Here is a 12,644-nt window from a genome sequence, read left to right as displayed (position 1 = left end):
CACTTAGTTCGATGAAACAGCGTTAAAGGGCGGGTAGCCTTGGCTGTCTTCGATCTCAAGATCGATCGCGCGCGCTGCGGCATCAAGCTCTGTCTGAACATCCGCAAGGCCATCCGAGAGGATGTTTTGCATCGCTTGGCTCCAAGACAGTGTAATCACCGGATAGGCCGGATGCACCGGGCGAACAACTGCACAGCAATTGCCCTGATCCAAGAACAGTGACTGCGGTCCGTCACCGCCATACTTTTCCGAAAGAGGAACAGCGGCTGCGCGTGCCGGTGCAAAACCGGTGATATCCGCATATTTGGCCACCTGTTCTGCCGACATCACAAAGTCGAGAAAGACCTTCACATCATCCAGATTTTCTGTCGATGCGGGAACAGACCAACCCCATCCCCCGTTGGGTGCCTTCGGACCTTCAGGACCAAATTTTGGCGCCGGAATGAAGACCAGATCTTCGCCCAACCCTTCAGAATGCGGAGGCCACATCCAGTTGCCCACCCAAGACAAGGCAGCCGATTTTTCTCCATAGAACTGGTTGTCACCCGCGCTCGCTGGCACAATCCAGCCATTGCGGTACCAGTTTTGAATCTCGGTGATCGCTTCGACGGATTCCGGGCCGTTTAACGCCCCATCCGCTTGCCATGTTACGCGGTTCATCAAGTCGCCACCGTTGGACTGAATGAACGGTGCAAAACCATAGGTCATCCATTCGCCAGCGCCGTAGTTCAGCTTCATGTCCAGCGGCCACTTTACGCCGTCAACCTCGGCAAGAGCCTCAAGAGCAGCGGCCATCTCATCCCGTGTCCACGCATCTTCGACGGATGTAGGAATGCGGACATTTGCAGCCTCGAGCATGGCTCGATTGCCCCACAGGATAACCGACGAGTCATACTGGCTTAGGAAATAGATCTCGCCAGTAGGTCCGTATGTTCCCTGCGCCTTGACGACGGGCAACATGTCTTCGAGCAATTCTGGCTCTACCAAATGGCCAATCGGCTGAAGCGTACCAGCCCAAGCCATCGAAGCCATATTCGGACCATCGACCAAAATGATGTCCGGCAAGCTCCGATCGACCGTCGCCGCCTGCAACGCGTCATTGTAGCTTGGCAGAGGCACGACATCGAGCGTGATCCCATCGGCAGAATGCGCCGCGTTAAAAGCTGTTTCGAGCTGTGCGAAATACGGCTTTTCAGCCGCAGCATCCATAACCCACGCAGTCAGTTCACCGGCCTGAACCTGCCCCGCAATACCTGCGGCCAAAGCAGCACCCGCCGTAAGAATATGTTTCATTATCCGTCCTCCCAGAACCGTTTGGCTCGCTTGATCCAAAATTGTCTTACGTGAGACATTTTGTGACCCAAGTCTCTCTTGATGTCAACACTGTTTGAATTTTGAATGGTTTGAACGCGAGCTACAACTTTGAAATCACAAGGACTGGCGTTCCGCGATACGACCGTGCAGACGGTGAATTCTGGGCTCTTCCTGACCATCGATAGCCAGCGCCATCGCTGCCCTTCCCATATCGTAATAGGGAAGCTCGACGGTGGTCAGCCCAGGAACCATAAGTTCGGCGAGCGGCATGAGGTTATCAAACGAAACCACAGCAACATCTTGCCCGATTTTCAACCCAAGCCCTTGTAGGATAGAGTAAACTCCGATCGCCATGAGATCCTGACCGCAGACGATGACATCTGGCGGATTATCACTCTTCATGGCCGCCGGTAAAATTTGATCCGTCAGATAGCTGATGCCCTCTGCATCAGGCACAGCAGCTTCTACGACCCGGTCAAACAGATCAATTCCGCGCACCTCTCCTGCCTCGACAAACCCTCGCGCACGAAGACCTGAAGCGACGATATTGCTGGCCAAGTTTAGGAACAATGGTCGACAGTAGCCCGCCGACAAAACGCGTTCTGTAAGGTCATAAGCAAGACGCGCGTCGTCTGGAACCACGGTTGGGAATCGGGTTTCTTCCTCAAAACAGTTCAGAAGCACATAAGGAATGTCTCCGGCCGCGACCGATACCTTCTGATGAAATACTGCTGCATGGATGATGGCCTCAGCACGAAACGCCGACAATTGCTGCGCGGCGAGCGTCGCACTGTCCTTACCCTCTTCGATATTGAACAGCATCATATGCTTGCCGCGGTCCCAAGCCTCGTCCTGCGCGCCCCTGATCAAGTCAATCGAAGACGGCGTCGTCGCAACCCGATCTGCGACAAACCCAACGATATTGGACGTCTGCGAGCGCACCATTCTGGCAGCTTGGCTGGGCTGGTAGCCAACATCGGCGATAATTTTCTCGACCCGCTTGCGGGTCTTTTCATTCACCAACGGATCTTTGTTTATGACCCGCGAAACGGTCTTTAGGGACGTCTTCGCAAGTTTGGCGATGTGGCGTTGGGTCGTCACAAGTTAAATCTCCGTCAGGGTCGCCTGCATTAAGGAACCGTTCTGAAAATCCTGTGTAAGGACAATGCGGCCAATAAACGACAAACTTAAGCCTCCAATGCCCAATAAATCGACCAATACCCCAATTCGGTCAATGTCGAATTGTCATCCAAATCTAGTTTCAGCGGGCCACGCATAGAGTTCCTCACCCCGACCCGTGCCGCCAACCACGGTCCGACGTGCCGCCGTTTGGGCCCAGATAAAGGCAGGGCCTCAGCGGAAATCTTTGGGCCATTTCGATTAGTAGAACACTGAAAGATATGGAAACGGGCCAAAGAAATTCCGCCCCTATCGAAACACACAGCAATCGATACCCCACCGGATAGTTAGAAGCCAGTGACAAGAAACCATCGATCCGTTAATTACATATGTTAAGTTGAACTGTCTTAACCCAACGAGGCATCTTCAATGTCCAGACGTCATTACGGATTGCCCCCGCTGACGACCTTGTCAGCTTTTGAAGCAGCGGCCAGGCACCTAAGCTTCAAAGACGCGGCTCAGGAATTGTCGGTCACCCCCGGCGCCGTCAGCCACCAGATCAAAGCACTTGAAGCTGAGTTGAACGTGTCCCTATTTCGGCGAAAACACAGGGGCGTGGAGCTGACGCGCGAAGGTCTGGGGCTTTATCAGGCGCTCTCGACTTCTTTTCGACAGATTTCTCGGGAGCTGGCAAAAATCCGACAGGATGGAGAAAGCAACGCCGTCAAAGTCGGGTCCACCACCGCCGTTGCTGCGCTCTGGCTTTCCCCTGCGCTCATTCATTTCTGGCGAGAGTATCCGGATTTGAATGTGCATCAGATTACGCAAGATCGGCCTTTCCAAAACACGCGCGATTATGATTTCTTCATTAGTTATGGACGCAACGCAGACAGTTCTTTGCAGCAAACGCCGATATATCGGGATCGTCTGGTGCCAGTCGCAACACCCGAAACAGCCAAACAATTGGCGGACTGTTCCCTTTCACACTTGGCAAAACAGCGCCTGATCCATCTGGATTCAGCCAACCAGTCTTGGACAACATGGGCGGAGTGGTTTCAGCAACTTGGCTATACGGGAAAGACTTCCGAAGGAACGCGCGTCACCAGCTATTCCGTGGCGCTGCAGCTATCGCAGAAGGGGGCTGGAATAGCATTGGGCTGGAAACGACTGATCCAACCCATGCTTGATAACGGGAAGCTGGTGGTGGTGGGCAACCATAGCCTGCCCGCCCCGAAAGAGTTTTTTCTAGCAGGGCTTCCAGATGAGGAGCTGTCGCCAAATGCCCTGAAACTTAAAGATTGGATACTGACAGAGGCAACCCAACCTTCAGTTTAGTTCAAGTAACCCGTAATTGAACTTTTCTACTATTGAAGGCGCAGGCAGATCATTTCCAAGTAACAGTGCCCCTACACACCCCCTCGGAGAGTTCGATGAACCATAGAACGTCACTTTCGTCGGTTCTGAGCACGGTAAATAAGGCCAATGGCCTCCCGAACGAACACTATATTGATGCCGACGTTTTTAACGAAGAAAAGCGTTCGGTTCTCTTTGCAAACTGGTCGGGCGTCGGCTTTGGCAAAGACATACCCGAGGCTGGCGACGCCAAGCCGGTGGACTTTCTGGGAATGCCCCTGCTTTTGGTAAGGGATCGCGATGGCAACATCGGTGTATTTCAGAACACCTGCCGTCATCGCGGCATGATCCTGGTCGACAAACCAAAGAAGATTGGCGGCGCGATCCGCTGCCCTTACCACAGTTGGTGCTACGGCTTGGACGGCAGGTTGCGCGCCACCCCGCATATTGGCGGACCGGGCCAAAACACACATGAAGATATCGACACCGAAGAGCTTGGCCTCGTTCGAATACGGTCTCATGTCTGGCGCGATGTCATCTTCGTGAATGTGGATGGCGATGCGCAAGACTTCGAAACTGAGCATGCCGTTCTCATCGACCGTTGGACGGAGTTCGATCAGCCGATGTTCTATGGCGGGGACGGCCAGACGCTGGAACTGAACCTCAAGACAAACTGGAAATTGGCGGTCGAAAACTATTGCGAAAGCTATCACTTGCCTTGGGTGCATCCGGGGCTGAACAGCTACTCGCGGCTGGAGGACCACTACAATATCGACGAGGCCCAGAATTTCGCGGGGCAAGGCACGGTGGTTTACCGTCAGATCGAAAGCGACGACAGAGACCGGCTGAAGGACTTCGATGGCCTTAGTGAAAAGTGGGATCAGGGCGCTGAATACGTCGCGGTCTACCCCAATGTGCTGTTGGGGGTGCATCGGGACCATGCTTTTGCCATCATTGTTCACCCCACTGGGATCGAAACCACAATGGAATCCATCGCGCTTTACTATGCAGAGGATCCCAACGAAACATCTTCACAGGCCGAGTTGCGCAAACAGAACGCTGCCCTTTGGAGCGCGGTATTCGAAGAAGATGTCTTCGTGGTCGAGGGAATGCAAAAGGGGCGTCACGCTGAATTTTTTGATGGCGGGCGCTTCTCTCCGGTCATGGATGGACCGACGCATAACTTCCACCACTGGGTTGCGACGCAGGTCGAATACGGGCGCCGGAAAAGATCGCCTTTTCTGGAAGACGCTGACGATGAATAGAGATGCCCTCGAAAAAGCCATTCTGGACGCACATGCACGCCACGACATGGATGACTTGGTGCGGTTTTATACTATCGCCGGTGATGACGCCGAGGCTGAACAAGACATTGACGCGGCCTGTTTCTATCTGACCCACGCTTTCGTTTTTGCACTCGAGGCTGGCTGTTCGGAAGCAAAAGCCCTCAACAAGCGCTTGGCCCAACATGGACGCGCGAACCTAATTGAACTTTGACACGCAATGGGGCGCCATTCGCGCCCATGCTATTCGCTCGTTTCTCTGTCCAATATTGCCGCTTGCCACATGCGCGTTTCATCCACTGCGTTGAACGTAAACACGTGCAATGCATCGACCCCCAATTGGTCTGCATCAGCCGCGAAACTTGCCACCATGTCGGAGGGGTCAAAGCGCCCCGGCGCAAACAGTTTAAACATTGCCGAGCGGTTTCGAGACAGGAACCTCATCGACGCGCCGATACCCAGTCGGGTGCCCAAGGTCATCAACCGCGCCTTGTCGACAATGCCCGCGACGCCCAAATGGATGGGCAGCTCGACACCGTCAGCGCGAATTCTGGAAATCCAGCTTCTGATCGCCCCCTCATCGAAACACATCTGGGTCGAGACCCATCCGTCTATCTGCGCTTCTTTCAGCAACGTCGCTTTCAGGATCAACTCTTCATCGATGACGTCTGCCTTAATCAAGGGATGACCGTCAGGATATCCTGTTACTCCTAGCCGCCGAACCGTGGGCCCTGCGTCAATGAAATCGCGAATAAAATCATAGGCTCTGGCATAGGGACCTGCGGGTTCGGGCGCATCTCCGCCAACCACGAAAACATCGGAAAGTTCCCGGCTTCGCACCCATTCCGCAAGCGCCTTGGTATGCGCGTGGCTTTCCACCTTTCGGGCCGCGAAATGAGGAATCGGATGGTGACCAAGATCCAGCAACCTGTCACAGATTTCCTGTGTCGCAGTGATCCCTTTGACCGGAGAGCACGTGACCGACACGGTACTTTCCCGCGGCAGATCACTGATCGCCTGATCCAAAGACTTCATCGGAATGACTTCGTAGTGAAGGTTTGAAACCAGACGCTTCATTTCCGGTGATGCCAAACTGCTCGACTTCGCGGACTTAGACCCAGACGAAAAGAGAGATGATGCTTTGCTTTGAAGGTCTACCATCTGTTGATCCGATCATTTCTTAAGGGTTCGAGGGTCACTCGCCTCCAGCGTCGATTTCAGATTTACGCCGGGCCACAAAGTCCTTCAGCTCTTCGTCAATGGCTTCGTCGAGATGCGGCGCTTCGTAGTTAGCAAGCTGCTTCTTCCAGATTTTGTTCGCACGCTTGGCGGCGTCCAAGCCCCCCTCGTCCGACCACTGTTCATAGCTGTTGTTGTCAGCTGTTTCAGACCGGTAGAAAGCGGTTTCGAAATTCTGCAGGGTGTGGGCTGTTCCTAAATGATGCTCGCCCGGTGGCTGGTTCAGCAAAGGCTCCATCGCCTGACCGTTGGGGCTTAGATCAAGACCATCCGCGAATTTCGCCATGGCACCCAATTGGTCACAATCAAGGATGAACTTCTCGTATCCGACGGCCAGCCCGCCCTCCAGCCAACCAGCGGCATGAAGAACAAAGTGCACGCCGCCCATCATGCTGGGTATCAGCGTAGAGGCAGATTCATACGCGGCTTGAGCATCCGGAATTTTAGAGGCGGTCAACGACCCACCCGACCGGAACGGAACGCCAAGGCGCCGCGCCAGCGCTGCAACGGTATATAGGATGATGGCCGGTTCGGGCGTGCCAAATGTCGGCGCGCCTGACTGCATCGACATCGAGCTGGCGAATGACCCGAAAATTGCAGGTGCGCCCGGACGGACCAATTGGGTGAATGCAATGCCCACAAGAACTTCGGCCAAAGACTGCGCCGCGACACCGGCCGCGGTTGCAGGCGACATCGCACCCGCCAGAATGAATGGCGTAATGATACAGGCTTGATTGTTCTTGGCGTAAACCTCTGCCGCGTCCAGCATCGTCGCGTCCCAAACCAGGGGTGACGATGCGTTGATCAGGCTTGTCATGACCGTGCGATCCGCCAGATCACCGCCAAAACCGATGCGGGCCATCTCGACACTGTCGGCCGCTCTTTCACCGGCTGTCACAGATCCCATGAAGGGTTTGTCGCTGTAGCGAAGGTGGGAATACACCATGTCGAGGTGACGAAGCGGCACCGGAATATCGACCGGCTCGCAAACGGTTCCCCCGCTGTGGTGCATATGGGGTGACATATATGCGAGCTTCACGATGTTTTCGAAATCATTCAGCGTCGCGTAACGTCGCCCATTGTCCAGGTCATGCACAAAAGGAGAGCCATAGTTCGGCACGAATACCGTCGTATCGCCCCCAATCTGAACATTCCTTGCAGGGTTACGGGCGTGCTGGGTGTAAACCGCAGGCGCAGATTTTTGAATGATTTCCCGGCACATGCCCTTTGGGAATCTGACGCGATTGCCATCCGCTTTCGCACCGGCTTTGACAAACCGTTCTATCGCATGCGGCGCGTCGCGTATTTCAACGCCGACCTGTTCCAGAATCGTATCTGCGTTATCTTCGATGATCTTCAGGCCAGCCTCATCGACGATCTCGAACGGCTTAAGTTTCCGGATCACAAAGGGCTTGTGAACCTCTGCCGCGGATTTACGAATAGCGCGCCGCGCATCCCGGCCGCCGCCGCGTCGCCCCCTGCGTCCGGCTGCTTTTGCGTCAGTTGTTTCAGACACTTCTGTCTCCCTTAAAGACATGTTCAATTGTTGACGTGACCGTCATGCAAAATCCTCTGATAGATCTGCCATGCTCAACCAGTTTGGTTTTTCAGAGCCTTTGGCTCCAACATCCGCAAAGCCATTGGGTTTTGCAGGTTTCCCAGCAGGAACGCCTGAATACCTTGCCTCCAACTCGGCTGCGAATTGTTCGGCAGATGCATCTTCTTCCCCTAGATAATCAGAAATCTGGCGACCCCGCAGTAAATTCTCTGCGGCAACGACAAAGCGGCGGTGTCGATCCGTCCGCTCTGATCTTCTGTGGCACTGGGTTAAAGACACGACACCGTATCCGATGTCTTGGTTAAGCCGTTGCATCGATATCTTAAGCCCGCATTCTGGAAGGCTCAGACTGCTGTCTTCTGGCGGTGACCATTTGTTTTGCCATTTCCGCAGCAATCGCGGCATCCCGGCAATAGCCATCTGCACCGATCGCTTTTCCAAAATTCTCGTCAAGCGGCGCACCACCAACAAGCACGATATATTTTGACCGCAAGTCGCGTTCGTTGAGGGCCTCGATGACGGTTTTCATATAGGGCATCGTTGTCGTCAAAAGCGCCGACATCCCCAGAATGTCTGGCTGATGCTCTTCAAGGGCTGAAAGATAGGCTTCCACATCACAATTGATGCCCAGATCTATTACATCAAACCCGGCCCCTTCCATCATCATGGCGACCAAGTTCTTGCCAATGTCATGGATGTCACCTTTGACGGTTCCAATGACGACTTTACCCATCGGTTCCGCACCGGTTTCGGCCAGAATAGGCCGGATGATTGCCATACCTGCCTTCATCGCTTTTGCGGCCAGAAGAACCTCGGGCACGAATAGGATACCATCGCGAAAATCAATTCCGACGATGCCCATCCCCTCGACCAGCGCATCGTTCAGAACCCTGTCGGCGCCCCAACCTCGAGAAAGCAGTATTTCTACGCCTTCGACGATTTCGTCAGCCAACCCATCGTAAAGGTCGTCATGCATCTGCGAGACCAAATCCTCGTCTGCCAAGGATGCCAGATCAATGTCGTCTTCTTCAGTCATGGCCAAATTATCCAGTTACATTTTCGGTGTGCTAACACGCCCCTTGTTCCACGATGCAGAACAGGTCCGCATTGCGGAATGCTAGCACGCAAAAAATCGACCTGTCATCCCTTTTCGATGAAATGGGATCACGATTTCTTGCAAAACTTTTCTGGGGAATTCTTACAGGTGACGACCGGCAAGACGTTTGGAGATACGGCCCGCGGTTTTCACCACAGCGTTGGCCACCGCGCGTTCCTGACCCTTCTGGGGAAAGCGATAAGACGGGCCATGCGCATGAATCGCGGCAACGGCATCACCCGCTGCATTGAAGATCGGAGCGGCAACAGAATTTAGACCCTCGGACATTTCTTCAAATGTCCAAGCGAAGCCCTGAGCTTTCGCTTCGTCCAAACGGCGTGCAATCAGCGCGGGATCAATCACAGAATTGGGGGTCCAGCGCTCTAAGGGCAGGCTTAGGAACGTAGATCGCGCTGTTTCGTCAACATGCGCAAGCAGGACAGTTCCCGACGACACGACATGTGCGCTGATGCTTTCACCCGCCCAGTTTCGAACCTGAACTTCGTGCTCGCTGTCGACTTGATCGTAATAATAGACCTCATGCCCTTCGAGCGTTCCAAGCCCGACGGCCTCACCTATTTCTTCGACAAGTTCGACCAGATACGGACGCGCCAGTTGAACGAGGTTCTGACCAAGACTGACGGAAGATGACAGGTCGGCAATCGTTTCGCCAATACTGTAGACGCCCAGATCCTCGTTCTGTTCGACGGCGCCAACCTCAACCAGCGTCGAAAGCAAGCGCGCCACAGTGCTTTTGGGAAGCTCGGTCCGCACGGCAATTTCCGTCACGCCAGCAGGCCCCAAAGCTAGGCTTTGCAGGACAGAAAACGCCCGACGAACGGATTGCACTGAAGACATTGGTTACCTCCTGAAAGGCAGCCATACACCATGCATTGAGAAGACCCAACCAAAGAGAGCCGCGTCGAGTTCTTAGCTTCTTGGTTTCAAGTTTTCAGGATCATAAAGCGGCGCATAGCCAATTCCAGCCACTTCCACGGGGTAGATTTCGTCAAAGTATGAGACCGACAGTTTGCGGCCAACCTCGCAATACTCCCAAGGCAAATAAGCCAGCGCGATATTCTTCCCGATCGTGGGTCCGAAAGCGACGGAGGTCGTGTAGGATCGGCGCCCTACGGAATCCACAAGCGTATCGCCTGTTTCCGGGTCCATAACCGGCATCAGTCCGACCGGGTACCGCGCGACGCCGTCGCGATCGGTGTTTTCGGTCATAACCAAAGTGCACAGCATCGCGGGTTGATGGTCGCGCGCCCTGTATTCCAGATGCTTTTCTTTGCCACGGAAGTCCGCCTCTTTCACCTTCGGCCGCGCCAGATCAGCCTCATACAGATTGTACTCGGTCTGCAGATCAGCGTTCTGAAGGCGCAATGACTTCTCCATCCGACGCGAGTTTGCATAGGTCTCTACGCCCATCGCCATGATGCCTTCGGCCCGCAATGCATCCCAAACGGCCAACCCGTCTTCGTAACGCATATGCAGTTCCCAGCCTTGCTCCCCGACATAGGAAATACGGAACGCCGACAGTGGCTTGCCCGCTATTTCAATCTCTTGGATCGTCGCAAAGGCGAAGTTGTCATGGTCCAGAGCCGTGGGATCAGACACGACCTTTTTCAGGTTTTCACGCGCATTTGGCCCCCAGATGCCTATTGTCGTGAATTGCTCTGTCACGTCGGTGATCGTGACATCAAAGCCTTTGTCCTGCGCGATCCGCGACATGTATTGGAAATCGCGTGGTCCGGCATCGGCACCGTTCACCAAACGACAATAATCCGCCATGCGGAACACTGTGAAATCGGCGCGGACCATACCCTCATCATCAAGCATATGGGTATAGATCCCCCGATTGATATTCCGGTCCCCACCAATCTTCGCGGCACACAGCCACTCTAGAAAGGCGACGTGGTCCGGCCCGCTGATATCCGTCATGTGGAAGTGCGACAGGTTGATAATCGCGCAATCCGCGCTCATCTCCAGCTGTTCCGCATTTGAGACGCGCCAGAAGTGGCGGTTGTCCCATTCGTTTTCACGCACAGGCACCTGATCAGCGTATTTCTCTAGCAGAGGCTCGTTCGCTGCATAGCCATGGGCACGCTCCCAACCGCCCAGTTCCATGAAGTATCCGCCAAGCTCGACCTCTCGTTCGTAGAATGGTGACCGGCGTATGTTCCGGCCTTTTGAAAACGGCTCTCGGGGGTGGACCGGAGGATTGTAGATCTTCTGAGCGGTTTCATAGCAGCGATCATGGATAAACCCTGCGTCCAGCTGAAAGTCGCTGAACCGCGCATAGTCGATACCGTTGTGATCGATATGGGTCCGCCCGTGCGTCATCCAATCGGCAAGTAGCTTGGCCATTCCCGGGGCATCTTTCACCCAAATGGCCACCGCATACCAAAGACCCCGCAACTTTTGGCTTTCACCGATCGAAGGCCCACCGTCCGTTGTTGTTTGCAGAAGCCCGTTGAACGAATGGTGCTCGCGATACCCCAGTTCACCCAAGATGGGCGTCAGTTCGATCGCGCGTTCCAGCGGCTCGATCACTTCGTCAAGTTCAAGATCGCGCTGCGATGGGGACAGACGCGCCTGCTCTTTTTCAAGAATATCTTTGGGGTGAACCAGATGCGGCTCTGTTTCATAGTAATACCCCCACTCAATCTGGCCGCCTTCGGTAGAGTTCGGGTCACCTGTGTCGCGCATGTAGGCAGAGTTGCCCTGATCACGCAGCAAGGGGTAACCAATTTCGACACCGGTGCCCTCAAATTCAGTGAACGGGCTGAAGAAGGTCAAAGGGTGATCAACAGGCATTACCGGCAGGTCCTCACCAGCCATTTCGGCGATTAGCCGCCCCCACAGACCTGCACATACGATCACGTGGTCCGCGGCAATGTCGCCCCGCTCTGTCCTGACGCCGGTGATACGGTCGCCGTCTTTCAACAGCTCCAATGCCGAGGTGTTCGCGAACGACTGAAGCTTTCCAGTTTTCACACAGGCATCGACCAGCTTGCCAGCAACGGTCTGCGAACGAGGAACCACCAGTCCTGCATGTGGATCCCACAGCGCGGCCTGAATTTGATCTTCCTCCAGCAGCGGGAACTTCTCTTTCGCTTCAGCGGCCGAAATCATCTTAAGATCCGCGCCAAACGCACGGCCCGAGTCAATGCGGCGGCGCACCTCTGCCAGACGCACATCGTCGCCATTGCGCACAACCTCCAAACCGCCGATCCGGGAATAGTGGCCCATCTCTTCGTAGAAGTTCATCGAATATAGCGTCGTCCAGGCGGTAAGATAGTCGTGCCCGGTCGCAAAGCAGAAGTCTGACGCATGAGCGGTCGAGCCGATATCGGTGGGGATGCCCGACTTGTCGATGCCGACAATATCGTCCCATCCATTCTCGATCAGATGATGCGCGACCGAGGCACCCACGATGCCACCCAGCCCAACAATGACGACCTTCGCCTTTTCAGGAAATTTTGCCAAGTTTTCGTCCCCCTCGGTTCGATCTTTGTAGGTGTTGATTGGTCGGTCAACAGACTGGGTTGAAAATTGGGTGACATCGCTCCGATGAAAGGAGCTGTCCCACCGGCACAGGGTCGAGAATTTTGCGTCAAAAAATAGAATGTTTGCGTCAAAGTAGGATTACCACTACGACAAATTCAAAGCCAACTGG

General features: G+C 54.5%; 11 protein-coding genes. 3 read left to right on the top strand and 8 right to left on the bottom strand.

Features of this window, described 5'->3' with window-relative positions:
• Positions 1 to 3: 3 nt before the first annotated feature.
• Positions 4 to 1,293 (bottom strand): extracellular solute-binding protein, encoded by a 1,290-nt coding sequence (locus CLM58_RS07675; RefSeq protein WP_095595356.1) that lies wholly within the window; start codon positions 1,291 to 1,293, stop codon positions 4 to 6.
• 135 nt (positions 1,294 to 1,428) lie between these two features.
• Positions 1,429 to 2,415, bottom strand: a complete 987-nt coding sequence (locus CLM58_RS07670) for a LacI family DNA-binding transcriptional regulator (RefSeq protein ID WP_095595355.1) — start codon at positions 2,413 to 2,415, stop codon at positions 1,429 to 1,431.
• Positions 2,416 to 2,862: 447 nt separating this feature from the next.
• Between CLM58_RS07670 and CLM58_RS07665 the strand changes: the two genes are divergently transcribed.
• From CLM58_RS07665 to CLM58_RS07655, 3 genes are all read left to right on the top strand, one after another.
• Positions 2,863 to 3,768, top strand: a complete 906-nt coding sequence (locus CLM58_RS07665) for a LysR substrate-binding domain-containing protein (protein ID WP_095595354.1) — start codon at positions 2,863 to 2,865, stop codon at positions 3,766 to 3,768.
• Positions 3,769 to 3,863: 95 nt separating this feature from the next.
• Positions 3,864 to 5,051: an aromatic ring-hydroxylating oxygenase subunit alpha gene (locus CLM58_RS07660; protein ID WP_095595353.1), complete on the top strand. Its 1,188-nt coding sequence runs from the start codon at positions 3,864 to 3,866 to the stop codon at positions 5,049 to 5,051.
• Positions 5,044 to 5,283: a hypothetical protein gene (locus tag CLM58_RS07655; RefSeq protein ID WP_095595352.1), complete on the top strand. Its 240-nt coding sequence runs from the start codon at positions 5,044 to 5,046 to the stop codon at positions 5,281 to 5,283. Before CLM58_RS07660 ends, CLM58_RS07655 begins: the two co-directional genes overlap by 8 nt.
• 29 nt (positions 5,284 to 5,312) lie before the next feature.
• On the opposite strand, the gene CLM58_RS07650 is transcribed toward CLM58_RS07655, so the two are convergent.
• The 6 genes from CLM58_RS07650 to CLM58_RS07630 form a co-directional block, all read right to left on the bottom strand.
• Positions 5,313 to 6,146, bottom strand: coding sequence for a methylenetetrahydrofolate reductase (locus tag CLM58_RS07650; protein WP_095595351.1), 834 nt, complete (start codon positions 6,144 to 6,146; stop codon positions 5,313 to 5,315).
• A 118-nt stretch (positions 6,147 to 6,264) separates the two neighbouring features.
• Positions 6,265 to 7,845 carry a trimethylamine methyltransferase family protein gene (locus CLM58_RS07645; protein ID WP_095595350.1) on the bottom strand — a complete coding sequence of 527 codons (1,581 nt, stop codon included), beginning with the start codon at positions 7,843 to 7,845 and terminating at the stop codon, positions 6,265 to 6,267.
• Positions 7,846 to 7,866: 21 nt separating this feature from the next.
• Positions 7,867 to 8,181 carry a hypothetical protein gene (locus CLM58_RS16995; protein WP_143226541.1) on the bottom strand — a complete coding sequence of 105 codons (315 nt, stop codon included), beginning with the start codon at positions 8,179 to 8,181 and terminating at the stop codon, positions 7,867 to 7,869.
• A 7-nt stretch (positions 8,182 to 8,188) separates the two neighbouring features.
• On the bottom strand, positions 8,189 to 8,902 hold the full coding sequence (locus CLM58_RS07640) for a corrinoid protein (RefSeq protein ID WP_095595349.1): 714 nt from the start codon (positions 8,900 to 8,902) through the stop codon (positions 8,189 to 8,191).
• 162 nt (positions 8,903 to 9,064) lie between these two features.
• A complete protein-coding gene (locus CLM58_RS07635; protein WP_095595348.1) occupies positions 9,065 to 9,820 on the bottom strand; it encodes an IclR family transcriptional regulator in 756 nt (251 codons plus the stop codon).
• 72 nt (positions 9,821 to 9,892) lie between these two features.
• Positions 9,893 to 12,454 carry a GcvT family protein gene (locus CLM58_RS07630; RefSeq protein ID WP_095595347.1) on the bottom strand — a complete coding sequence of 854 codons (2,562 nt, stop codon included), beginning with the start codon at positions 12,452 to 12,454 and terminating at the stop codon, positions 9,893 to 9,895.
• Between the last annotated feature and the right edge of the window lie 190 nt (positions 12,455 to 12,644).

The organism is Actibacterium pelagium, from assembly GCF_002285415.1.
Lineage (GTDB): Bacteria > Pseudomonadota > Alphaproteobacteria > Rhodobacterales > Rhodobacteraceae > Actibacterium_B > Actibacterium_B pelagium.
The sequence above is the reverse complement of the archived record's forward strand: the minus strand, read 5'-3'. Positions and strand labels throughout refer to the sequence as shown.

Excerpts from the sequence above, each read along its gene's own strand:
- CLM58_RS07675 (WP_095595356.1), bottom strand. The coding sequence starts at position 1,293 with ATGAAACATATTCTTACGGCGGGTGCTGCTTTGGCCGCAGGTATTGCG.
- CLM58_RS07665 (WP_095595354.1), top strand. The coding sequence starts at position 2,863 with ATGTCCAGACGTCATTACGGATTGCCCCCGCTGACGACCTTGTCAGCT.
- CLM58_RS07660 (WP_095595353.1), top strand. The coding sequence starts at position 3,864 with ATGAACCATAGAACGTCACTTTCGTCGGTTCTGAGCACGGTAAATAAG.
- CLM58_RS07655 (WP_095595352.1), top strand. The coding sequence starts at position 5,044 with ATGAATAGAGATGCCCTCGAAAAAGCCATTCTGGACGCACATGCACGC.
- CLM58_RS07650 (WP_095595351.1), bottom strand. The coding sequence starts at position 6,146 with ATGAAGCGTCTGGTTTCAAACCTTCACTACGAAGTCATTCCGATGAAG.
- CLM58_RS07645 (WP_095595350.1), bottom strand. The coding sequence starts at position 7,845 with ATGTCTTTAAGGGAGACAGAAGTGTCTGAAACAACTGACGCAAAAGCA.
- CLM58_RS16995 (WP_143226541.1), bottom strand. The coding sequence starts at position 8,181 with ATGCAACGGCTTAACCAAGACATCGGATACGGTGTCGTGTCTTTAACC.
- CLM58_RS07640 (WP_095595349.1), bottom strand. The coding sequence starts at position 8,902 with ATGACTGAAGAAGACGACATTGATCTGGCATCCTTGGCAGACGAGGAT.
- CLM58_RS07635 (WP_095595348.1), bottom strand. The coding sequence starts at position 9,820 with ATGTCTTCAGTGCAATCCGTTCGTCGGGCGTTTTCTGTCCTGCAAAGC.